Annotated in this window: 26 protein-coding genes; 19 read left to right on the top strand and 7 right to left on the bottom strand. The window is 67.2% G+C overall.

Translation table 11 applies throughout. The features are described 5' to 3' along the window. The first annotated feature begins 225 nt into the window (after window positions 1–225). Both AB0K11_RS15985 and AB0K11_RS15980 read left to right on the top strand, forming a co-directional pair. A complete protein-coding gene (locus tag AB0K11_RS15985; RefSeq protein WP_364978172.1) occupies window positions 226–1,131 on the top strand; it encodes a diiron oxygenase in 906 nt (301 codons plus the stop codon). Further along, entirely contained in the window at window positions 1,128–1,406 is a 279-nt protein-coding gene (locus AB0K11_RS15980) for a DUF4873 domain-containing protein (protein ID WP_364978169.1), read from the top strand. Before AB0K11_RS15985 ends, AB0K11_RS15980 begins: the two co-directional genes overlap by 4 nt. Window positions 1,407–1,457: 51 nt before the next feature. On the opposite strand, the gene AB0K11_RS15975 is transcribed toward AB0K11_RS15980, so the two are convergent. Further along, entirely contained in the window at window positions 1,458–1,811 is a 354-nt protein-coding gene (locus AB0K11_RS15975; protein ID WP_364978166.1) for a nuclear transport factor 2 family protein, read from the bottom strand. 166 nt (window positions 1,812–1,977) lie between these two features. On the opposite strand from AB0K11_RS15975, the gene AB0K11_RS15970 reads away from it, so the two are divergent. Genes AB0K11_RS15970 through AB0K11_RS15960 form a run of 3 tightly spaced genes read left to right on the top strand, consistent with a single transcriptional unit; the run spans window position 1,978 to window position 4,347 of the window. Continuing rightward, window positions 1,978–2,826, top strand: a complete 849-nt coding sequence (locus AB0K11_RS15970; protein WP_364978163.1) for an SDR family NAD(P)-dependent oxidoreductase — start codon at window positions 1,978–1,980, stop codon at window positions 2,824–2,826. A gap of 1 nt (window position 2,827) precedes the next feature. Further along, the gene (locus AB0K11_RS15965) at window positions 2,828–3,496 is read left to right on the top strand and encodes a TetR/AcrR family transcriptional regulator (protein ID WP_364978160.1); all 669 of its coding nucleotides are present in this window, start codon (window positions 2,828–2,830) and stop codon (window positions 3,494–3,496) included. A 35-nt stretch (window positions 3,497–3,531) separates the two neighbouring features. Continuing rightward, the gene (locus tag AB0K11_RS15960) at window positions 3,532–4,347 is read left to right on the top strand and encodes an SAM-dependent methyltransferase (protein ID WP_364978158.1); all 816 of its coding nucleotides are present in this window, start codon (window positions 3,532–3,534) and stop codon (window positions 4,345–4,347) included. Between the two features lie 19 nt (window positions 4,348–4,366). On the opposite strand, the gene AB0K11_RS15955 is transcribed toward AB0K11_RS15960, so the two are convergent. Further along, complete coding sequence (locus AB0K11_RS15955; protein ID WP_364978155.1) at window positions 4,367–5,104, bottom strand: SDR family oxidoreductase; 738 nt, start codon at window positions 5,102–5,104, stop codon at window positions 4,367–4,369. A 55-nt stretch (window positions 5,105–5,159) separates the two neighbouring features. On the opposite strand from AB0K11_RS15955, the gene AB0K11_RS15950 reads away from it, so the two are divergent. After that, window positions 5,160–5,576 carry a MerR family transcriptional regulator gene (locus AB0K11_RS15950; protein ID WP_364978152.1) on the top strand — a complete coding sequence of 139 codons (417 nt, stop codon included), beginning with the start codon at window positions 5,160–5,162 and terminating at the stop codon, window positions 5,574–5,576. 19 nt (window positions 5,577–5,595) lie between these two features. Then, entirely contained in the window at window positions 5,596–6,369 is a 774-nt protein-coding gene (locus AB0K11_RS15945; RefSeq protein ID WP_364978149.1) for a hypothetical protein, read from the top strand. Here AB0K11_RS15945 and AB0K11_RS15940 read toward each other — a convergent pair. Then, window positions 6,288–6,887, bottom strand: a complete 600-nt coding sequence (locus tag AB0K11_RS15940) for a helix-turn-helix domain-containing protein (protein ID WP_364978146.1) — start codon at window positions 6,885–6,887, stop codon at window positions 6,288–6,290. The genes AB0K11_RS15945 and AB0K11_RS15940 overlap by 82 nt on opposite strands. A gap of 90 nt (window positions 6,888–6,977) precedes the next feature. On the opposite strand from AB0K11_RS15940, the gene AB0K11_RS15935 reads away from it, so the two are divergent. The 9 genes from AB0K11_RS15935 to AB0K11_RS15895 all read left to right on the top strand — a co-directional run bounded on the left by AB0K11_RS15935 (window position 6,978) and on the right by AB0K11_RS15895 (window position 16,777). After that, on the top strand, window positions 6,978–7,592 hold the full coding sequence (locus AB0K11_RS15935) for an NAD(P)H-dependent oxidoreductase (RefSeq protein ID WP_364978143.1): 615 nt from the start codon (window positions 6,978–6,980) through the stop codon (window positions 7,590–7,592). Beyond that, the gene (locus tag AB0K11_RS15930; protein ID WP_364978140.1) at window positions 7,589–7,909 is read left to right on the top strand and encodes a multidrug efflux SMR transporter; all 321 of its coding nucleotides are present in this window, start codon (window positions 7,589–7,591) and stop codon (window positions 7,907–7,909) included. The genes AB0K11_RS15935 and AB0K11_RS15930 overlap by 4 nt, the downstream gene beginning before the upstream one ends. A 38-nt stretch (window positions 7,910–7,947) precedes the next feature. Further along, a complete protein-coding gene (locus tag AB0K11_RS15925; RefSeq protein ID WP_364978137.1) occupies window positions 7,948–8,514 on the top strand; it encodes a dihydrofolate reductase family protein in 567 nt (188 codons plus the stop codon). Between the two features lie 98 nt (window positions 8,515–8,612). Beyond that, window positions 8,613–9,545, top strand: a complete 933-nt coding sequence (locus AB0K11_RS15920; protein ID WP_364978134.1) for a hypothetical protein — start codon at window positions 8,613–8,615, stop codon at window positions 9,543–9,545. A gap of 138 nt (window positions 9,546–9,683) precedes the next feature. Further along, complete coding sequence (locus AB0K11_RS15915; protein WP_364978131.1) at window positions 9,684–9,959, top strand: hypothetical protein; 276 nt, start codon at window positions 9,684–9,686, stop codon at window positions 9,957–9,959. Between the two features lie 161 nt (window positions 9,960–10,120). Further along, a complete protein-coding gene (locus tag AB0K11_RS15910; protein ID WP_364978128.1) occupies window positions 10,121–12,154 on the top strand; it encodes a toprim domain-containing protein in 2,034 nt (677 codons plus the stop codon). A 9-nt stretch (window positions 12,155–12,163) separates the two neighbouring features. Then, entirely contained in the window at window positions 12,164–14,293 is a 2,130-nt protein-coding gene (locus AB0K11_RS15905) for a DNA gyrase subunit A (RefSeq protein ID WP_364978125.1), read from the top strand. Window positions 14,294–14,526: 233 nt separating this feature from the next. Continuing rightward, window positions 14,527–15,870 (top strand): serine hydrolase domain-containing protein, encoded by a 1,344-nt coding sequence (locus tag AB0K11_RS15900; protein ID WP_364978121.1) that lies wholly within the window; start codon window positions 14,527–14,529, stop codon window positions 15,868–15,870. 139 nt (window positions 15,871–16,009) lie between these two features. Beyond that, window positions 16,010–16,777, top strand: a complete 768-nt coding sequence (locus AB0K11_RS15895; RefSeq protein WP_364978118.1) for a DUF1906 domain-containing protein — start codon at window positions 16,010–16,012, stop codon at window positions 16,775–16,777. Between the two features lie 3 nt (window positions 16,778–16,780). Here AB0K11_RS15895 and AB0K11_RS15890 read toward each other — a convergent pair whose 3' ends face one another. Together AB0K11_RS15890 and AB0K11_RS15885 are read right to left on the bottom strand one after the other, a co-directional pair. Further along, window positions 16,781–17,875 (bottom strand): glycoside hydrolase, encoded by a 1,095-nt coding sequence (locus AB0K11_RS15890; protein ID WP_364978519.1) that lies wholly within the window; start codon window positions 17,873–17,875, stop codon window positions 16,781–16,783. A gap of 126 nt (window positions 17,876–18,001) precedes the next feature. Then, a complete protein-coding gene (locus tag AB0K11_RS15885) occupies window positions 18,002–18,151 on the bottom strand; it encodes a hypothetical protein (protein WP_364978115.1) in 150 nt (49 codons plus the stop codon). A 210-nt stretch (window positions 18,152–18,361) separates the two neighbouring features. Between AB0K11_RS15885 and AB0K11_RS15880 the strand changes: the two genes are divergently transcribed. From AB0K11_RS15880 to AB0K11_RS15870, 3 genes are read left to right on the top strand one after another with little or no spacing between them, the layout of a single operon-like run. After that, window positions 18,362–19,300: an alpha/beta fold hydrolase gene (locus tag AB0K11_RS15880; RefSeq protein ID WP_364978516.1), complete on the top strand. Its 939-nt coding sequence runs from the start codon at window positions 18,362–18,364 to the stop codon at window positions 19,298–19,300. A gap of 22 nt (window positions 19,301–19,322) precedes the next feature. Next, complete coding sequence (locus AB0K11_RS15875) at window positions 19,323–19,781, top strand: DUF4174 domain-containing protein (protein ID WP_364978112.1); 459 nt, start codon at window positions 19,323–19,325, stop codon at window positions 19,779–19,781. A gap of 53 nt (window positions 19,782–19,834) precedes the next feature. Further along, on the top strand, window positions 19,835–20,404 hold the full coding sequence (locus AB0K11_RS15870; RefSeq protein WP_364978109.1) for a CIA30 family protein: 570 nt from the start codon (window positions 19,835–19,837) through the stop codon (window positions 20,402–20,404). 42 nt (window positions 20,405–20,446) lie between these two features. Here AB0K11_RS15870 and AB0K11_RS15865 read toward each other — a convergent pair whose 3' ends face one another. Next, window positions 20,447–21,256: a hypothetical protein gene (locus AB0K11_RS15865; RefSeq protein WP_364978106.1), complete on the bottom strand. Its 810-nt coding sequence runs from the start codon at window positions 21,254–21,256 to the stop codon at window positions 20,447–20,449. A 24-nt stretch (window positions 21,257–21,280) separates the two neighbouring features. Next, window positions 21,281–22,036: a hypothetical protein gene (locus AB0K11_RS15860; RefSeq protein ID WP_364978103.1), complete on the bottom strand. Its 756-nt coding sequence runs from the start codon at window positions 22,034–22,036 to the stop codon at window positions 21,281–21,283. Window positions 22,037–22,419 lie beyond the last annotated feature (383 nt).

Genomic DNA, 22,419 nt, shown 5'->3' with positions numbered 1-22,419 from the left:
TTTGTGGTGGCAGTTGAGGAAGCCTCGCCGCGGCGGGCGGCACATTCGACATATCAGGCGATGGTAGGCCGTGTGCGGGCTCACAACTGTCCGCAGGGGACAGTTTCACGCCGAAGTTTGGCCCGCACGAGGCGAGAAACTGTCCAGAGAAGTCGCCATGATGGTCCTCATCGGGTCGCGCGGCATCCGCGTCGGCCGTGCACCCAGTCGTCGAGAGAGGACCTCATGACTGCATCCGCTTCACCCAGCGCCCCGGGCCGGGACGACTTCGCCCTTCGGCTGCTCAAGGGTTCGGCCAAGAAGTCCTACGAACCGGTCGTCGACATCAACTGGGACGCACCGCTTCCCGAGGACAAGTTCTTCCTGCCACCGCAGATGTTGAGCCTCTGCGGCACACCCCTGTGGGAGCGCATGAGCGACCGGCAGCGCCTCGACCTGTCCCGGCAGGAGTTCGTCAACTACATCTCCATGGGAATCTGGTTCGAGAACATGCTCAACCAATCGCTGTTACGGGCGATGATGCACTCCTCGCCGACGGCGCACAGCACCTTCTACGAGCTCACGGAGCTGGGCGACGAGGCGCGCCACATGTTGATGTTCGGCAAGGCCATCGAACGGGTGGGCGTGGAGCCGTTCTGGCCGAAGAAGCGCGGCGCGCGCAGGGTCAACACCTTGGCGCTGATCTTCCGGGGACCCATGCTGTGGATCGGGGCGCTCGTCGGTGAGGAGCTCTTCGACGCAGTGCAACGCCAGATCCTCGACGACGCCGACGAGATCCAGCCTCTCGTGCAACGCGTGATGCGCATCCACGTCACCGAGGAAGCCCGCCACATCCAGTTCGCCCGCGACGGCATCCGCCGCGACGTCGGCGAGTTGGCCCCACTCACGCGACTGGCCATATCGAATCTGCACGGCCTCGGGGCCTCGCTGTACTTCGGCCACTTCACCCGCCGCGGCCTGTACGACCGGATCGGCCTGGACGGGATCGAAGCGCAGCGCCAGGCCCGCGCCAACCCGCAGTTCCACGCGACACTGCAAGCCGGATTCGCGCCGCTGGCCGCATTCCTCGACGAGGTCGGCCTCATGGGTCCGATCGCCCGCCGGATGTGGGCGAGGTGCAATTTCCTGTGACCATCGGCCCTGACGGCGTGTACGACGGGCCGGCCAGCCTCGTCGTCGGCGACCAGCGCCATCCCGTCCGCATCCGACTGGCCGGGCGTCTCAACCCCTTCGACGGCCACTACCACTGGCAGGGCACCGTGCACGACGCACCGGCTCAGATCACCGCGGGCGGAGCCGTCGTACTGTGCGTCGGCGACCGGGACGCCACCGCACGACTGGTCGAGCACACCGCCGCCGGTGACCTCATGATCAGCGGCACGGGGCGTCCGCCGTTCTGGCCGTGACCGCCGACCATCTCGCCGAGGCGAGCCACTGATCGCCGGTGGGGACGCCGCTCAGTCGAGGTAGGTGCCGTGCCCCTCACGCACGAGGACGCCGTCGAAGATGAGGACTTCGTTGACCAGTCCACCGCGCTGATTGCGGTAGTTGATCACCAACAGCGACTCTCCCCGGTACACGCCGAGGAGCTCGAACCGCAGGTCCGCCATGCCGGCCAAGGCCGTCGTCCAGTATTCGCGCAACGCCTGCTTTCCCCGGACCACTCCCCCGCTGCCCGGCAGCACCTGCGCGGCGACCGGCGAGGTGAACAGCACGTCGTCGTGGAAGTGAGCCAGCACCGCCTCGACATCGTGAGAATTCCAGGCGAGCACCCACTCTCGCGCGAACGATTGCGGATCCGGTGTGGGCATCGGCTCAGCCTTCCAGACAAGGGCGGTGTCGGCCGCGCCTCGGTATTGACTGATTATCAGTCACTGTGCCAGCCTAGGGACACTCGATCACATCCGTCTTTGCGCCGGGATCTGCCGATCGAGACGAAAGGGCCACTGTGTCAACACCTCCACGAAGCATGCGCTCATGAGCGGCGGTAGGGTCCACCTCGAGGGCGCCAGGGTGCTGCTCACCGGCGCATCCAGCGGTATCGGCCGGGCATTGGCGGTGCGCCTGGCTTCCGAGGGAGCCGACCTGATCGTGGCCGCCCGTCGCGTCGACCTGCTCGACGAGCTCTGCGACGAGATCGCCGCGTCCGGTCACCCCAGACCGGTGTCCGCGGCCACTGATCTCGGCGTGCCCGGCGAGGCCGCGGTGCTGGCCGCCTTCGCGCTCGATCACTTCGGCCACGAGCTCGACGTGGTGATCAACAATGCCGGCGCGAGCCTCACTGCACCGCAATCGCGTCTCGGCGACGGCGATGCCGCGCGCATGGTGTACGAGGTGAACCTGTGGTCCCCGTTGGCGCTGACCGCGGCCCTGGCTCCGACCATGCTGGCACGCGGGCGAGGGACGATCGTCAACGTCACCTCGACGGTGCAGTCGGTGCCTCTGCCGCTTCTCGGCTACTACGGCTCGTCCAAATCGGCACTGGCGCAGGCGACCCGGTCTCTGCGGCTGGAACTGGCGGACACCCCGCTGACGGTGGTCGAGGTCGTTCCAGGGTCCACCGACACGGCGTTGCGTGACATCGACGAACTGCCCTGGAAAACGTCGCCTCCCCGAACGCTGCCCCCGGTGTCGCCGCGCTCGAGTGCCGCCGCGATCGTCCGGGGCCTCACACGCGGAGCGACCCGCATCGTCTACCCGAGCTATTCACTGATTCCGCTGGAGCTGCCCGCGATCGGCCGGCTGGTCGCCCGTATCGGTGGGCGGCGGGTCAACACCCGCGACGCGGTCGACCCCGACCACCTTGTCGACGAAGGAGCCCGGTGACGTGGCCGACCGGCGACAGCAGCTGATCGACAGCGCCCGCACCCTGTTCGCACAGCGGCCTTACGACCAGGTCACCACCACCGCGATCGCCAAGAAGGCCGGCGTGGCCTACGGCCTCATCGCGCATCACTTCGAGAACAAGCGCGGCTTGTATTCCGCGGTGATGAACGACATCGCCGCGGAGATCGCCGGGGTGCACCTCACGCCGCCACCCGAGGGCGCCACCCTCGACGATCAGTTACGCCACGCGCTGCGCGCCCACATCTCCTACATCGACGACTACTCGAAAAGCTTCATCGCCCTCGTCCGAGGCCATCTCGGCTCCGACCGAGAACAGCAGGACACCGTCGACGGGCTGCGCTGGCTGGGCGCGCAACGGATCCTGCTCGCCGTCGGCATCGGCGAACCGATCTCACCGATTCTGCGCACCGCGATGCACGGCTGGGTCGGCTTCCTCGACGAGATGATGATCGACCGCATCAACAACGGCGATCCCCACCGCGAAGTACTGGTCGAACTTGCCGCCGCCACATTGGTTTCCACTCTGCAGGCCGCTCGCACACTGGACCCTGCAATCCCCCTCGACCCGAGCGTCGTCAAGGTACTGAACGAGTTCCGTGTGAAGACGTCCGGCCGTGAAGTGATCAATCGAGGTAGGCGTCGAGCGTGACACCACCCGTTCCTGCACCGCTGCACGGACTGCCTTTGACTGCGTTCGGCGCGGCCATGATCCGCGCACAGGAGTCCCGGCGGCCCGACCCCTTGTACGCCGACCCCTGGGCGCAACTCTTCCTCGACGCCGCCGAACCCGCCTATCGCGGGCCAACCGCGCCGGCGGGTGCCGCCGAGACGTGGACACGACTGCAGGCGATGGCCGAGGCGATGTACGAGGGCCGAACCATCGGCGTCCGCCTCGTCGACGACGACCTCACCACCTGGGTGGCCGCGGGGAACCGGCAGATCGTCCTGCTCGGCGCAGGACTCGACAGCCACGCCTTCAGACTCGACTGGCCCGGACCGGCGCGCCTTTTCGAAGTCGACCTCCCACCCATCTTCGGCTTCAAGGAGCCGGTGCTCGCAGCGGCGGGGGCCACACCGGTGTGCGAGCGCCATCTGATCGCCGCAGACCTCACCGCGTCCTGGGCCGAGACCCTGCTCGCCGGCGGATTCCGGTCCGACGAACCCACGTGCTGGATCGACCACGCCATACCGTTCACGCCGCGTGAGGCCGCACGCAGCGCAGCCATAGTGATCACCGAACTCTCGGCGCCGGGCAGCACCTACAGCTACCCCTTCATGGCCGCCAGGGCCGTCTCAGCCAACCTGCAGTCGGTCGCACGTCCGCAGTCCCTCCAACGGGATGACGCCGGCGTGACCGGCCTGGGGACGGGCGGGCGCGACCTGCTCGAAAGCCTCGGCTGGACCACGGATTTCGAACCGTTCCCCGAGACGGCCGCCCGCTACGGCCGTGCCCTCGCAGCAGATGCCGAGTCCGGAACCGTCAGGGCGACCCGGCTGTGATCCGGACCCGCCGGTTGGATCATCGGCGCGTGAGTCCCCCGTCGACGGCGTACTGACTGGCGTTGACGTAACTCGAGTCGTCGGAGAGCAGGAACAACGCGACCGCCGCAGCCTCGTCGGGCGTTCCGATGCGGGCCAGCGGTACGCGGTTGAGAACGCCGGATTCGAAGGCGGCTCGGTCGGTGTCGGCCATGAATCCGCGGAAGTCCGTGTCGATGGCGCCGGGAACCAGGGTATTGACCCGGATTCGACGTTGTGCAAGCTCTGCTGCCCACGTTCGGGCGACGGCGATCAGTGCTGCCTTGGTCGCCGCGTACACACCCGTTGCCGGTGCGCCCTCATATGTCGAGGTCGACGAGGTCACCACCACCGACGCCCCGCTGTTGAGATGTCCGCTCAGCGAGGCCATGTGGAGAAGTGGACCTCGGACGTTGGCGGCCATCATCCTGTCGAACAGGTCCGCTGTGACGTGCGGTATCGCGACCACCTCGGCGTAGCCGGCGTTGAGCCAGAGGCCATCGAGGCCGAGACCGGCCGTCGACTCGGCGAGCGACCTCCCCGCATCCGTATCTGTGGCGTCATTGAAGAGCACTGTCGCGGAGGGGAACTCGCGGGCGAGGGCGGACAGCCGCTCGGAGTTGGTGCCGGTGAGTATGAGTTCGGCGCCCTCGGTGGACAACCGGCGGGCGCCCGCCCGTCCGATCCCACTGGTAGCGCCCGTGATCAGCACACGCTTGCCGACGAATCGATCGTTCACACCCAAGAAGCTACGATCTAGAGCGCACTCTAGGTCAAGGCAGTCGGAGGTTCGCGTGACCGTTCACACCATCGGTGAAGTGGCGGAGGCGGTGGGGCTCAGCGTGCACGCACTACGGTTCTACGAGCGCGAAGGCCTGCTCATCGGACCCGTGGAGCGCACCGCAGGCGGGCGCCGCCGCTACCGTCAGATCGACGTCGACTGGCTTCGAATCTGCACCCGGTTGCGGGAATCGCTGATGCCGTTGTCCGAGCTGAAGCGATTCGCCGACCTCGTCCGCTCCGGACCCGGCAACGAAGCCGACCGCCTGGCGCTACTCGACGCGCACCGCGCCCGTGTCGACGCTCAGATTCGGGCTCTGGAGCAGGCCCGCGACATCATCGCTTGGAAGACCGAGGTTTACGAGGAGAAGCTCCGCGGCGGGCAGACTCGCGGCGTGTGGGATCCGACGGTGAGCGAGACCGCCCCGTGACGCGCCGACCGTCGATCACGTGTTCCGTTTGGCCGTTTTCTTCGCCGCCGCGGTGCCGGCCGCCTTCGACGCCGGTTTCGTTGTCGTTGTCGCCGCCGTCTTCTTCGCCGGCGCCCCCTTCGCCGGCACCGTCTTCTTCGCCGGCACCGTCTTCTTCACCGGCGCCGTCTTCTTCGCCGGCGCCGCCGCCGCGGCTGATGCGGCACCTCGCCCCGGTGTCGTCTTCGCCGGAGTCGCAGCGCGCGACGTGGCTGCCGCCTTCTTCGACGGCGTCGCGGTCTTGGGCACCGCCTTCTTCGCCGGCGCCGCCGAGGCCTTTCCAGGTGGTGACTTCTTGGCCGGCGATGGAGGTGGCTTCTTCGCAGGAGCAACACCGGCTGCCGGGGTCGGGGCAGCTTTCGCCGCTGTGCGCGCGACGGACTTCTTGACGGGTGCGGGTTTCGGCGCCGGCTTGGCCTTCTTGGCAGTGCTCGGCGGCGTCGGCTTCTCGGCGGACGATGCGCTGCCGCGCTTCGGTGTTACGCGACCGGCTCGCTTGGCGGCGGATCCGATGGTGCTGTTGACGACTTCGACAGTCGCTTTGACGGCCTGTTCGGCTCCCTCGCGCAGCCTGCGGCCGAGACCCGAGCTCTCTTTGGTCATATGCACCTCACCCCTGGTTCCTTTGCACTCAGGTACCTATTTTTCTTCGGATGCAAACCGGCGGGCGGGTCATGTTCCCGTGATCGCCTGCGCAAGCCCTTTGGCATTCGCCGCGATGCGTCGCTTGCTCATCTTCACCTCGCGGCGTTGATATGCGTAGAGCTGCGGGTCCACTGATGCCAGCAGCACATCGGCGTGCCAGCCGGCGTTCACTGCATCGAGGTCGGGACGGGACGCGCGCAACAGCGTGACGATGTGCAGCCGCCAACCCTGATAGGCACCCACTTTCAGGCGCCCCGGCGGGATCGTGTCGGTCACCAGGAGCGCGCCGAGGTTGCGCTCGGTCAACGACACCAGCGCGTCGAGGAATGCGGCCATCCGGTCGCCGGCGGGGGCGCCGGGGCCGAGGGGTGGAGGTCCGGAGAGTATCGCTTCCTGCAGGGTCTGCTCGTCGTCGCCGACGACGGCGGCCAGCAGTCCGGCCTTGTCACCGAATCTCCGGTAGAGCGTCCCGACGCCCACGCCTGCGCGTAGGGCGATCACGCGCATGTCGACATCGCCGGCGTCGGGTCCACGAAGCAGTGCGCGTGCGGCGTCGAGCACGCTCGCTTCGTTGCGCGCCGCGAGTTCACGTTGCGGCTGCCACCCCGTCGACCCTGTTCGCGGCATGTCGCCATCCTATTGCGGAATACGGTTCCGCACCTACGCGTTGCAGGCACGGAACACGGTTCCGCAACTTGGAGGTTTGGGATGAAACGAGTGCTGCTGGTCAACGCCTCTCCCCGAGGCGAAGACTCCCATTCATTACGTCTGGCCAATCGGTTCCTCGACGCCTATTGCATGAATCAGGCCGACGTTGCGGTGGACCGTCTGGACACGTTCTCCGACCTCGCCCCGTTCGGCCAGGGGCAGGTCGACGCGAAAATGGCGGTGATCACCCGACGGCCGGTTCCGGAGGAAGCAGCCGGCGACTGGGCGAAGGTGCTCGACGTGGCGGCACGCGTGCAACTCGCCGACACACTGGTCTTCGCGGTGCCGATGTGGAATGGCGGCATCCCGTGGTCACTCAAGCTCTTCATCGATACCGTCACGCAGCCCGGCATCGCCTTCACCTTCGATCCAGCGATCGGTTATCGCGGCCTGCTCGGCGGTCGGCGCGCGGTGACGATCTACACCAGCCGGGTGTACGCGCCCGGTGTGAGCCCGGCCTTCGGCGTGGATCACCAATCGGCGTACCTACGGTGGTGGCTCGAATACTGCGGCATCACCGACATCCACGAACTGCGACTGCAGACGCTGACACCAGACGAGGATTCGGCGGTTGATGCGGTTGTGCGGCTCGCCGAAGCACTCGCACCGCGGGTTATCCGATGACAGCGTGGGCCTGGCTGCTGACCGCGGCACTTGCGGAAGTGGCGTGGTCACAGAGCATCAAGCCGACCGAAGGCTTCACCAGACCATGGCCGACACTGCTCTGTCTCGCACTCGCCGTCGCCGCCGTCTACCCGCTCACCCTCGCCATGCGCGACATTCCGGTCGGCACCGCATACGCCGTGTTCACCGGCCTCGGAGCCACCGGCGCCATCCTCCTCGGGATCCTGATCTACGGCGATCCCGTCACGGCGCTGCGACTCACCGGCATCACACTCGTCATCAGCGGAGTCGTCATACTTCAGGCTTCGGGCCCTTGATCGCGATGAGTTCGGCTCCTTGGGGCAGTCTGACCCGCATGGGCACACTCATCTACGGCTTCAACGTGTCGGTGGACGGATACATCGCCGACGCGCACGGCAACATCGACTGGTCCGATCCGAGCGACGAACTGCACCAGTACTGGAACGACTTCGAGCGGGAGACCGCGCTGGCGTTCTACGGGCGACGGCTCTACGACCTGATGTCCGCGTACTGGCCGACCGCGCACGAGGCCCCGGACGCCACCCCGACCATCGTCAACTACGCGAACATCTGGCGCGCCATGCCCAAGGTCGTGTTCTCGCACACCCTCGAGGCCGTCGACTGGAACTCCCGGCTGGAACGCGGCGACCCGGTCGATGTGGTGACGAAGCTCAAAGCCGAAACGGACGGCCAGCTGGAGGTGGCCGGCGCGACGCTGGCCGCACCGATCGTGCAGGCCGGGCTGGTGGACGAGTATCGGATCGTGATGGCGCCCACCGCCGTGGGAGGCGGCACACCGTTCTTCCCGACGCTGCCCTCGTGGATCTCGCTGCGACTGGTGGAGAACCGCACCTTCCCGTGCGGCACAGTCCTGCTGCGCTACGCGGCGAAACACGACTGATCAGGGCCACGCACCCTTCTGAGCCAGTTCGATTAGCCTGATTAACAGGTGGGCACAGGGGCTACCCCCCTGGTTCAGCATCTGGTCAGAGGAGATTCATGCGTCAGCGACTGCCGGGACGGGCAATGACGGGTATGGCGATCGTCGGCGTGGCCGCGCTGCTCGTCAGCGGCTGCGAGGCCCAGGTCTGGGGCACGCCGCCAGCCGCGGAGAACGGCCCGCAGGCACCAGTGGCCGCCCCGCAGGCCCCTGTTCCGGCGATGCCGGCTGCCCCACCTGCCCAGCCGACGGCCTCATTCGACGGACTCGACGCCCGCGTCCAGCAGGCCACCGCCGACGCGGCGGAGTCCGGGGCCGACATCGAGACCGTCGTCATGGACCGCAACACCGGTCAGATCGTGTCCAACGGAGACAACAGACCTTTCCCCATCGCGTCCGTGGTGAAGCTGTTCATCGCCGACGACCTGCTGCTACAGGAGTCGGAGGGCAAGACGCAGCTCTCCGACGCCGACCGCAAGTCGCTCGACGTCATGCTGCGTTCCTCCGATGACGGCGCCGCGCAGAACTTCTGGGATCGCAGCGGCGGGAACGCCATCATCGCCCGCGTGAAGTCGCGGTACGGACTGGCGGGCACCACCGCGCCGTACAACAGTCACTGGGACGTGACCACCAGCACCGCAAGCGATCTGGTCCGTTACTACGACATGCTGCTGGACGGCACGGGCGGGCTGCCGCCCGAACAGGCCAACGTCATCGTCGACAACCTCGCCAAATCCACGCCGACGGGGAACGACGGCTACCCGCAGCGGTTCGGCATCCCCGAGGGGCTCTACGCCGAGCCTGTTGCGGTGAAACAGGGCTGGTTCTGCTGCTGGAACGGCGCCAACCAGTTGCACGTGTCCACCGGCGCGATCGGACCCGAACGCCGCTACGTGATGGCCATCGGCTCCCTGGACCCCACCAGCGAGGCCGCCGCCCGCCAGAACATCACTGCGGCCGTGAAGACGATGTTCCCGGGCGGCAAGATCTGACCTTCGAGAACGAAAACGGTTGACCCGCAGAGGAACCCGAAGGCATCACCTCGCGGCTGGTCGCCGAAATTTGGTGCGTCACACCGGTGCGGCACCCGGTTAGGCTGAGAATTCCGGGACGCGAGGCGGGACAGGGCAATGCTCAGTGAAGTGTGGAATGACTACTGGTGGGTGCTGCCGACACTGCTGTATTTCGCAGTGCTCATCGTTGTGATTCGCCGCGGTCTGTGGGCGACGGTGGGACAGGTGATCTTGTTGGCGTTCCTCTGCCAGCTGATTCTGTACCTCCCGTTCAGCCACCCGCCGATGAGCTACGTCCTGGCAGTGCTCACCGTGGTCAACCTCTTGTTGTTCGTGCGAGTCAACGTTCAGCTCCCGTGGACGGGCCGCGCACGTCGTGGCACCGAGTCCTGAGGCGTCTCTGACCCGCTGATCATCCCCCGCACTGGAGGGTGGCACTTCGTCCGCGATGTAGTGCCGCAGTCTGCAGTCATGCCGTCGCGGCTGCACGAAGATGTCCGACCCGCCGTTTACGATTCCTGCGGCACTCCCGTGACCGTTGGAAGGATCGAGAAGTGAGTTACACCGCCGCCGACATCACCGAGCTCGACGATGTCCAGCACACGCGCCTGCGGCCCGCGGTGAACCTCGGCCTCGACGTGCTCAACACCGCGCTACGCGAGCTGGTGGACAACGCGATCGAAGAGGTCGCCGATCCCAGCCACGGTGGGTCATCCGTCGCCATCACGCTGCACGCCGACGGTTCCGTCAGCGTCGCCGATGACGGACGTGGTCTGCCCGTCGACTCCGACCCGGTGAACGGGAAGAACGGGATCGTCAAGACACTCGGAACGGCACGGGCGGGGGGCAAGTTCTCCGCTCACACCGACGCGACGAGCACCGGCGCCGGCCTGAACGGAATCGGCGCCGCGGCCGCGGTCTTCATCTCCGCGCGAACCGATGTGACGGTCCGCCGCGCCGGCAAGACCTACCTGCAGAGCTTCGGCGGCGGGTATCCCGGCGTGTTCGAGGGCAAGGAGTTCGATCCGGACGCCCCGTTCACCCGTGCCGATACCCAGAAGCTGCGTGGCTCCGGCAACCGCAAGCCCGACGCGCACGGCACCACGGTGCGCATCCTGTTCGACCCTGCCGTGGTGCCGGACTCGAGCGTCGACATCAACGAGGTGCTGCTGCGGGCGCACGCCGCCGCGCGGATGTCGCCCGGAGTGCACCTGATCGTCACCGACGAAGGCTGGCCCGGCGAGGAGGTGCGGCCCGAGCTGACCGAGCCGTTCACCGGACCGTGGGGCACCGACACCCTCCTCGACCTCATGTGCACCGCGGCCGGCACCCCGGTTCCCGGTGTGCGCGCGGTGGTGGAGGGCCGCGGCGAGTACACCACCGGGCGCGGCCCGACGCCGTTCCGCTGGTCGATGACCGCCGGACCCGCCGAGCCGGCCACCGTCGCCGCGTTCTGCAACACCGTGCGGACCCCCGGCGGCGGCTCCCACCTGAACGCCGCCGTGAAGGGGCTGTCCGAAGCGCTCGCCGACCGCGCGTCGCGCATGCGCGATCTCGGCCTGGCCAAGGGCGAGGACGGCCCGGAAGCCCAGGATTTCGCTGCGGTGACCGCGCTGGCCGTGGACACCCGCGCCCCCGATGTGTCATGGGATTCGCAGGCCAAGACCGCCGTCTCGTCGCGATCACTGAACGTCGCGATGGTTCCTGATGTGGCACGCAGCGTCACCATCTGGGCGGCCAATCCCGGCAACGGCGACGCGGTGTCGCTGTGGACCAAGATGGCGCTGGAGGCGGCCCGCGCCCGGCGCAGCGCCGAAGGCGCCAAGGCCCGGTCACGGGCGGCGTCGAAGGCCAAGGGCCTGGGGACCAACCTGTCGCTGCCGCCCAAGCTCCTGCCCAGCCGGGAGACCGGACGCGGGTCCGGAGCCGAGCTGTTCCTGTGCGAGGGCGACTCGGCGCTGGGCACCATCAAGGCGGCGCGCGACGCCACCTTCCAGGCGGCGTTCCCACTGAAAGGCAAGCCCCCCAACGTCTACGGCTTCACCCTGAGCAAGGCCCGGGTCAAGGACGAGTTCGACTCCATCGAACGGATCCTGGGGTGCGGCGTGCGGGACAACTGCGATCCGGAATCGTGCCGCTACGACCGCATCCTGTTCGCCTCGGACGCCGATCCCGACGGCGGCAACATCAACTCGAGCCTCATCTCGATGTTCCTGGACTTCTACCGGCCGCTCGTCAAGGCCGGGATGGTCTATGTGACGTTGCCGCCGCTGTTCGTCGTCAAGGACGGCCAGCAGCGGATCTACTGCCAGGACGAATCCGAGCGCGACGCCGCCGTCGCACAGATGAAGGCCAATTCCAAACGCAAAGTGGAGGTCCAGCGAAACAAGGGTCTCGGCGAGATGGACGCCGACGACTTCTGGAACACCGTGCTGGATCCACAGCGCCGCACTGTGATTCGAGTGCACCTCGACGACGGCGACCCCAAGCTGCACCACACTCTGTTCGGCGGACCGCCGGAAGGCCGGCGCACGTGGATGGCCGATGTCGCCTCGCGCATCGACACCGCTGCTCTGGATCTCGAATAGGAGTTCGACGTGACCGCCATCATCGAGCAGAATCCCGACCTGGTACTCGACCAGAGTGCCGACGACTACTGGAACCACTACCAGCTGACCTTCGCGCTCTACAGCGTCAGCGACCGTGCCATTCCGTCCGCGTTCGACGGCCTCAAGCCGGGGCAGCGCCGTCTGCTGTACCAGATGTACGACTCCAGGCTGCTGCCCGGAAACAAGCCGCAGAAGTCCTCGAAGGTGTGCTCGGCCGTCACCGGCAATCTGCACCCGCACGGCGGCGCGTCGATGTACGGCGCGGCGGCACTGATGGCCGCCGAGTTCCAGCGCGTGAAGGTCATCGACGGGCAAGGTGCCTTTCCGCGCATCCAGGGCGACATCCCCGCGGCGGACCGCTACACCGAGATGCGGTTGTCGGCGCCCGGCGCGGCACTGACCGCCGAACTCGCAGACCACGCGGTGCCGATGGTCTCCACGTTCGACGGCGAATGGATCGAGCCGACGGTGCTGCCGGCGCAATGGCCCGTGCTGCTGTGCAACGGTGCCGTCGGCATCGCCGAGGGTTGGGCCACCAAGGTGCCCGCACACAACCCGCGGGAGATCATGGCTGCCTGCCGAGCGCTGCTGAAGACCCCCAACATGACCGACGACAGGTTGGTCAAACTCATTCCCGGCCCCGACTGGGGCTGCGGCGCAACGGTGGTCGGCGCCACCGGCCTACGGGAGTACATCACCACCGGCCGGGGAGCGTTCACGGTGCGCGGCACGGTGTCCGTCGACGGCAAGAACGTCGTCATCACCGAGCTGCCACCCGGGGTCGCGAGCGCGACTGTGCAGGAACGGATCCGGGCGCTGGTCGACTCGGGCGAACTGTCCGGGGTGGCCGACATGTCGGACCTGACCGACCGCCGCAACGGGCTGCGCATCGTCGTCACGGCCAAACGCGGCCACAGTGCCGACACGATCCGTGAGCAACTGCTTGCCCTCACACCGCTGGAGTCGACGTTCGCCGCCAGTCTGGTCGCACTCGACGAGAACCGGGTACCGCGCTGGTGGTCGGTACGCGAGCTGATCGCCGCGTTCCTGTCGTTGCGCGATTCGGTGGTGCTGCACCGCAGCCAGTACCGGCTGGAGAAGGTCACCGCGCGCCGTCACCTGGTGGCCGGCCTGATGAAGATCCACCTCGACATCGACGCCGCGGTGGCGGTGATCCGCGGATCCGACACCGTCGACGAGGCCCGGCAGGGACTGCAGCAGCGATTCGCGATCGACACCGAACAAGCCGATTACGTTCTGGCGCTGCAGCTGCGCCGGCTGACAAAGCTCGACGTCATCGAGTTGCAGGCCGAAGCGGAGAAGCTGGACGCCGAGTTCGTCGCGCTCACCGAACTGGTGTCGAACCCCGACGCGCGGCGGGTGGTGATCGACCAGGAGCTGGTGGAGACGGCGAAACTGTTCAAGGGGCCCGAATTCGACCGCCGCACGGTGCTCGACGTCGACGCCACACCGACGGTGCACGGATCCGACGAGGACGGCGCGCGCGAGCGAAAGGTCAACACCGCCTGGCGACTCGATGACCGGGGCGTGTTCTCCGACCGCCACGGAGAGCTCCTCAGCTCGGGTCTCGGCTGGGCGGTGTGGACCGACGGTCGGGTGAAGTTCACCAACGGCAATGGCCTGCCGTTCAAGATCCGCGACATCCCGGTGGCGCCGGACATCACCGGGCTGGTGCAGTCGGGGGTCCTCGCACCCGGATCGCATCTGGCCTTGGTGACACGACGCGGCAAGGTGCTGCGGATCGATCCCGCCGCGGTGAACCCGCAGGGCGCGGCCGGTAACGGCGTGGCCGGGGTGAAGTTGGCCCCCGACGGCGACGAGGTGATCGCCGCGTTGCCGCTCACGTGCGAGAACGGCGAGGCGATCCTGTCGATCTCCGAGAAGGGCTGGAAGGTCACCGAAGTCGCCGACATCCCGGTGAAGGGCCGCGGTGGCGCAGGCGTCGGATTCCATCCGTTCGTCGGCGGCGAGTCCGCGCTGCTGGCGGCTGCGGTCTCGGCGACCGGGTACGTACGCGGCAAGCGGGCGGTGCGAGCCGAGAAGCGCGCCAAGGCGTCCGTCAAGGGTTCCGGCAGCGACGTGACCCCTGCGGGGTAACTCGCCGCCAAGCAATCGCGGTCGATCTCGTGCTGTCGGCACTGCGCCCGGCTACCGTCGACCGGGTGACGGTGTCACGCTCGCGCCTTGCCCGGCTCTTCGCGGTTGGAGCCGTGGTGTGCACTTTCGCTGCGGCCCCGGCATGCGGACATACTGCATCTCCACCGCTCGACACCGGCACACCGAGGACGACCGCTCCGACTACCCCGTCGCCGGCACCCGCCGTCGCTGAAGTGACTCCGACCGGAGACTTCTCCCCCGTCTCCCGGCTCATCGAAGACGCCGTCGCGGCGCGGCAGCTACCCGGCGCCGTCGTCCAGGTCGGGCACGAAGGCAAGATCGTCTTCCGCCAGGCCTTCGGCTCGCGCAAGCTTGCCGGCGAACCGGGGCTGGACGGGTCACCCGCCCCGGCGGAGCCGATGACCGAGGACACCATCTTCGACCTGGCCTCGTTGACGAAGAGCCTCGCGACCTCGACCGCCATCATGCAGCTCCACGAAGAAGGCCGGGTTCGGATCGACGAACCGGTTCAGGCGTACCTTCCCGACTTCAACCCGGCCGACGATCCGCGCCGCGCGCAGGTCACTCTGCGCATGTTGCTCACCCATACCTCGGGCATAGCGGGGGACCTGAGCCTGGACGGTCCGTGGGGTCTGGACAAGGCCGACAAGGCGGGGGGCGTTCGCCGTGCGCTCGCCGCGTGGGTGGTCTTCATTCCCGGAGAACGCTTCCACTACTCCGACATCAACTTCATCATCCTGGGCGCGCTGCTGGAGAAGATCACCGGCGAGCCCGAAGATGTCTACGTTGAGCACAACGTGTTCGGACCACTGGGGATGTCAGACACCCACTACCTCCCGGCCACCAAAGCGTGCGGCCCACACCGGATCCGGGGAACGGCGATCGCCCTGGATCCCCGGGGACCGACGGTGGGGAGTTGCCCGGCGGATGCGTGGAGCACCGACTTGCTGGGGCGCATCGCACCGACAGCTCTCGACGAGGACACTCCGGGCATCAACCCCGACTACGGTCACCCGCTTCGCGGGACCGTGCACGACCCGACGGCACGCCGCATGGGCGGGGTGGCTGGGAGCGCCGGAGTGTTCACGACGGTGCACGACGTGGGCCTCTACGCGCAGGCGCTTCTCGACCGGCTCGCCAACCGCCCGAGCACCTTTCCGCTGAGGCAGGCGAGCGTGCAGATGATGACGACTCCGCAGCAACCCGGGCACCATGCCGGCCAGGTCGAGGCGGCGAACGAGGCGACCGAAACGGTCTTCACCGCAACAGATCAACTGCTGGCTGCGGACTACCCGGCAATACCGGGACTTGATCTGCGCGGCTTCGGCTGGGACATCGACACCGCCCACTCCAGACCACGCGGCGCCGTCTTTCCCATCGGTAGCTTCGGCCACACCGGGTTCACCGGAGTCACGTTGTGGATGGATCCGGGGTCTGACACCTACGTGATCGTCCTCGCGAATGTGATCCATCAGCGCGGCGGTCCACCGATTGCCAGACTGAGCGGTTACGTGGCCACCGAGACCGCACGTGCCCTCCATCTTTACGGCACCTAGGTCGAGATCCTCGTCGTGTGGTCTTCACATGCTGCTGCGGATTGATCCGTCGGCTCCGCGCGTCCCCTCGGGGCAACGAACTGGCCGCCGCGCCGATGATGAGCTCAAATCACAGCTGTCACATTGGTAACATCCGCCCGTGTCCCTGTCACGGCGTGATGCGCTGCGCTATGCCGCCGCAGCGTCGGCGCTGGCCGGACTGGGTGCGGCAACGGGTGCCCGCGCACCCGAGGCGGCGGCCGCCGCTCCGACGCTGATCGATTACGCGATGCGTCAGATCCCGGCCCGGGACATCCGGGCCGCCGGCCACGCCGGGGTGATCAACTACGTCTCGACCTCGCGGCCTGGCTCGTCGTTCGGCGCCAAGCCGATCACCCTGCCCTATGCACAGTCGCTGAACGCGGCCGGCCTGGTCATCGTCAGCAACTACCAGTACGGCAAGCCCGGCGGGACAGCGCCGTCGGACTTCACCCGCGGGTACGCCGGAGGCGTCGCCGACGCGCGCACCGCGTGGCAGCTCCACACCGCTGCGGGCGGCGGCCGGAGCGCCCCGATCTTCTTCAGCGTCGACGACGACATCGACCGCGAGGCATGGAACAGACTTGCGCTGCCGTGGTTTCGTGGAATCAATTCGGTGATCGGAGAGATGCGTACCGGGATCTACGCCGGCATCAGACCATGCCAGTGGGCGGCGGCCGACGGTGTGATCGGAAGGTCGAAATCACCCGGCAAAGTGTGGGCGTGGCAGACCCGATCCTGGTCCAACGGTCAGATCTACCCCGGCGCGGTGCTCTACCAGCGGATCATCGACACCGCCTCGAATCCGGGACCGGTGGTCGGCGGCATCCGGGTCGACGTCAACGACGTACTGGCGCAGGACTGCGGCCAGTGGAATCTGCACCCGTGATGGCTAGCCGCGTGGCGTCGTGGTGATGTGCACGTGGTCGTAGTGGCCGTAACCCGATGCCTGCGGACCCGCCGGCGTGTAATACGTGCCGCGCCAGATCACGTCTTGTAACCCGAACCGGCCGGCATTGCTCATCGCGAAGGCGAGTATCTGGTCGCCGAGCGCGATGCCCTCGGGGCTCTCGGGGTTGGGGATCATGATGTCGATCGCCAGTCCGCTCGGATGCCACGGCTTCGAGTCCGGCCGAACGCCGTCGATCTCGGCAATCTGCGGGAACTGCCGGCTGACGGCCCTGGCGGCCAGGACGGTGTTGGGCTGCAACCCGGCCTCTGACGCGACGCCGACGGGCAGGGCCTCCGGGATCTCTGGGACGGCGGCGGCAGGGGGTGGAGCCACGTCGCCGGGAGGCACGCCGGGTGGCGCGGCGATCGGCGGAGCCGGCGCGCTCGGCGGCGGAGGCGCGTTGTCGATGATCGCTCGCTGCTGCGGTGTCAGCGCCGCATACTGCGCCTCCGCGGCGGCGATCTGACGCAGCAGCTCACTCAACTTGGCCTGCAGTTCTTTGCGCACCGCGGCGGCCTTCTCCGCCGCGGAAGTGGCGTCGGCAGCCGATCTCTCCGACGCCTGGGCGGCGGTGGCCGCGCGCCCACGGGCTGCCTGGAAGGCCTTCATCTGATCGGCGATGGTCGAGCCGACCGTCCGTTGCAGCGACAGCTGATCGATCAGCTGTTGGGGCGAAGTTGCGGACAGCACCGCCGCCATCTGGCCGTCACGCCCACTCATGTAGTTCATCGCCGCGATCCGGTCGGCGGCGGTTTGAAGGGGCATCAGCTGTGCGTTCGCGACCTCGAGTGCCGCCAGGTCGGCACGGTGGCGGTCGGCGGCCGCGGCCTGCTCGGCCAGTCTGGCGTCGGCATCCTTTTGAGCGGCCGTCACGGCCTTACGGGTCTGCAGCGCCTGCTGAGACAACTCGTTGAGCTCGGCCAACGCGTCGGCCGCCGGATCCGCGTTGACGCCACCCATCGACATGGCCAGCACCAGGACCGCGGTCGCCACACCGCACACCGTTCGCCGAAGGAGGTCACGCACCCCGGTCACGCGGATTGTCACGATCCTTCGGTCGAAGACTGATCTTGGCTTGGCTCTCGCGGGAAAGGCTACGAACTGGTGCCGTCGATGTCCACTCCGGATGGCCCTGGGCCGCGGTGCGCGACGCGCCTGACGTCAGCCGCCCTCGTTGGCGTCGCCGGGATGGGGCGCATTGTCTTCGTCGACGTAGGCCTCGTGATCGGTGTCGACCCCTTCGTGGTCACGCGGACCTTCGTTGGGGCCGACATTCTCCACCGCGTCTGCGGCGTCACTGGGCATCGTCATGTATTACGTCCTCCTTGTAGCGCCGCCGGGCTCGTCCCGTCGGATGCGAGTGCCCCGTCTGCGCTACGCCCAACCGGGAAGCCGACACATTCTGATGCGGTCATCGGCACCGGGCCGCGCTGATCGATCCCGGCGAGGTGGACGAGCCCTGGCCGCCGACGCGGCGCTGCTAAGGTCGCCGCGTGCCACCACATGACCCGATCGCCGACCATGACAGAACGAGGGTCTGACCACGCGTCGGAGTTGGACCGGGCGGGTGAGATACCCCCGCTCGATGTCGTCGGCTCCGAGATTCTTCCGCCTGTCGCCGACGACGTCCGCAGGCGGTTCCGCCTGCTGGAGCGGCTCGCGCCCCGCTTGGGCTCCCGATGGGCGGTGGAGTTGTGGTGCACCCCGCCAGTCATGGAATCGGCTCTGCGGATGCCGCCGGGTGTGCCGCCGGGCAAGCCGCTCGAGGCGTACTGGGATGGGCACCGGGTGGTCGGTGAAGAGTGGGGCGAGGGAGCGCCGATCTACCTGGTGCACGGCTGGGGCGGGCGACGACCGCATCTGGCGATGTTCGTCAAGCCACTGGTGGCGGCCGGCTACCGCGTCATCGCGTTCGACCTGCCCAGCCACAACGAGTCCGACCCGGGCGAGCTGGCGCCGGGGCGGACGACGTCGGTCGAGTGTGCCGAGGCAATCAAGGCCATGATCGAAACCCACGGGCAGGCCCACGCGGTGGTGGCGCATTCGCTCGGCGGGAATGCCACGGTGTGCGCGGCGGCCGAGGGCGCAAACGTCGGGCGATTGGTTCTTCTCTCGCCGATGGGCGATTTTCCCCTGTATCTGGATCTTTTCGCAGCGCGGCACGATTTCGGCCGCCGGATTCGGGCCGGGCTTCAGCGCCGTCTGGAGAAGCGGATCGGTATGCCGCTGCACGAGACGAACATGGACCACGTCGGCCGGCGCGCGGGCTTCCCGCCGCTGCTCGTCATCCATGATCCCGACGACCCCGATGCCCCGTATGCGGCCAGTCAGCGACTCGCGGCGAGGTGGCCGGGCGCGCGCCTGCTGACGACGAAGGGCCTCGGCCGGCTGGCTCACTACCGGATCCTGCGCCACCGGCCCGCCATCACCGCCGGGGTCGAATTCGTCGTTCAGCCGTAGAGTCATCACCACTATGTCGGTGATGCGCAGGGGCGTGCGATTGGCGCTCGTCCTCGCGGTCTTGCTGTCAGGCAGTGCTCTCGGGTCAGCTACTGCCGGGGCCGTCGGACTCGACGACTACCTCTGGGAACGTCGTCCCCTACTCCTGTTCGCGCCCACGGAAGGCGACCCCCGGCTCCTCGAGACTCTGGCCCGTATCGAGGCCAGCCGATGTGAGTTCGCCGACCGCGACATGGTGCTCGGCCTCGTGGTGACCGAGGGCACGAGCACGCTGGACAGTCAGGTCATCACTGCCGAGGAGTCTCGACGGCTGGCAGGCAAGTATGGGGTCGGTGCCAACGCCTTCGCGGGTGTGCTGATCGGCAAGGACGGCGGCGAGAAATTGCGCGTCGACGACGTGCCCGATCTCCGGAGAATCTATGCCGTCATCGACGGCATGCCCATGCGAGGCCGTGAGACGAGGGCCGCGGGTCGGTGTTGATGCCGGGGGCAGTTCGACGGTGCCTGACGGGTCTCGTCCTCGCATCATCGGCCGTGCTCGTGGTGTCGTGCGGCGCCGCGCCATCGTCCGACGCGAACATGACGACGAACAGGTCGGAGACTCCTCTCGTCGACCTCGACGATGCCGACGAGGTGGCCTCTTGGACCACGGTGAACGATCCCGTCATGGGCGGTGAGTCCACCTCGCGCATCACGTTCGGTAACGACGGCGGCCTGGTGTTCTCCGGCGAGATCTCGCTGGCGAACAAGGGCGGGTTCGCCTCGGCCCGCAGTCCGCAGGACACCGAGATCGGACGCCGAGCAACAGGCGCAACGTCGCTCCGCGTACACGCTGTGGGCGACGGCAAGACCTACCTGGTGAAGGTGGGCATTGAAGGGCAACCCTGGTCCTACGCCCAGCGTTTCGCCACGGAAGCGGACGTCCAGCGGACATACGAACTGCCAATCGAGGCCTTCCAGCCAGTGGGCATGCGACTCGACCCTGAGCCCAACGCGCCACAGACGCTGAATCCTTCACGCCTCAGCCAGGTGTCGGTCTACATACTCGACAAACAGCAGGGCCCCTTCGAGCTCACCATCAGCGCGATCCACGCAACTGCCTGAGGGCTCGAGAGATTGCCTTTGGCCCTCGTCCTGGGTGACGGATCAGTTGTCGGTTCGGGTCACCCGCACTCCCGACCCGAGTCGTGACAGGGCCTCGTTGAGCGTGCGGATGTGCTCATCGTCGCTGTCCACCGCGTCGAGCAGATCCAGCAGGGCCAGCGGCCGTTCCTCCGCGGGGATCAGCAGTGCCCCGTGGTGCTGATTTGTATCGAGCGTGTCGCCCACCCACTCCGGCGTGAGCATTCTGCCGTCGAAACTGCGCATGAAGCCGGCGGTTTGCAGGGTGTTCTCGGCCTTACCGCTGGAGATCTGAACCGACTCCGAGGAATAGGCGTCTGGATGGCTGTAGCGTCCCGTCACGATCCCGTTCCTGTCCATGAGATAGCGCAACCGGCCCTCGCGATAATCGATTCGGCGGGCGTGCAGCAGAACGCTCACGGCGAAGGGGCGCACAAGTACGCGTCCCAGCGCTGAGCGATTCGGGATCGCGTCCAAGCGGATCAGGCCGTGAAGACGTGAGCTGTCTCGAACTTTCGATGAGAGTTCTACGACCATCGTCTGCCCAGGTTCGAGCCAAGGGCGAATCTCACCTGTGACCACGTTCCCGCGCCGCCGGTAGTCCGCGGGCCAATTTCCATACGGCCGATAGTCGGCGTTCCACCTGACTCGTTCCCAGACGTAAGCCTTCCGTTCCTTGCCGGTGTGGACCGGCCAGCCATCGACCGGTGCGAAATCAGCGGTAACGGTGTATCCGACGTCCGAATCCGCGATGTTGGTGATCTGCAACTGGTAGCGGGTGTCCCAGCCGTCGCCTGACGGTTCGCTACCGATCTCGAAGTTGGATACCAGCATGACCGTCTCCGCTCTTCGTTGTGGTCACGGCAGGTTCAGGTGTCCCCACACCCACCCGTGCCCGCCCGGCACCGCGTCGCCCGACACCTCGCACCACGACTCCGGTGCACAGTCGCGCACCAACTTCACGGCGCCGCCCTGGCGCAGGATCCCCATTACCTGCCCGACGCCATCCGGCTCGTTCTTAGCGTTGTAGACGTCGACATCGTCGGCGACGGTGGCGGTCGGGGCAGTCGGCACCGGCCCGTTGAAAGCTGGGAGATCGATTTGCTTCTCGAGGTAGGGCGTCGGTGTGCCACCGTCGACCGGCACCTTCGGGAGCGTGCGGCCGCGATCGTCCACCGGCATCGGAACGGTGAACCTCTTCTCGTCCCACTCGGTCCACGTATGCGAGGCGAAGCTGCCTCCAAAGCCGGTGTCGCCCCCTTGCACCTTGAGCACGTAAGTCGCCCCGGGTTTCACGTCGCGGATCTCCCAGTAGGGGGCGAATGACTCGAACTGGTGCTCCACCAGCGCGGGCGGGAGGCCTGTGATGAGTTCCTCTGCCGTTCCGTACCGAACCTGGTAGACGTCCATGTTGATGGCGCTATCAGTCCACGTGAACTCCAGGGTCGTCGGGTCTTTCATGTAAATCTTGTCGATGCACGGCCGTGCCTTCGGGCTGCACGTCGCATAGGCTGGCGCAGCCCATACCCCGCCGGTCACCATGAACCCCGCGGTCAGGGATGCGACGCTGATGAGAGCTCGCCCCTTGCCAGGGCGGCGGTCGTTGTTGGTCATCGCAAGTCCTCCTCATTTCAGGTGTGGTGAGGAGTCTCGGTCGGGTGGGCGGCGGTGGCGACAGTAGTCCGGTACCTCAAATCTGGCGCGCCACTACTTAACTTCCCTATGCGCACTGGCGTCGTGTGTACGTCAGGTCGGGGCAGACATTAGAAGAGTCCGTTCATACAGGGTTCCCGCCGGCGAAGACCTACCGCATCACCCGCGTCAATCACCGAGCATCGCACCGTTGCGGGCACGCTCTGTCCGTGCGCAATCGAAGACAAAGGTGGGGTGTAGCTTCGCAAACTCCATGTCCAATCGCGACGCGATGAACTGGGGCCAACGCGCGGAAGCCTGCACCAGCGAGGCGGTGGGGTACTCGGCGAAAATTGGATGCCGAT

It is taken from the genome of Mycobacterium sp. NPDC050551, assembly GCF_040674075.1.
Classification (GTDB): domain Bacteria; phylum Actinomycetota; class Actinomycetes; order Mycobacteriales; family Mycobacteriaceae; genus Mycobacterium.
Note: the sequence above shows the minus strand (reverse complement) of the source record. Positions and strands in the feature narration are given on the sequence as shown.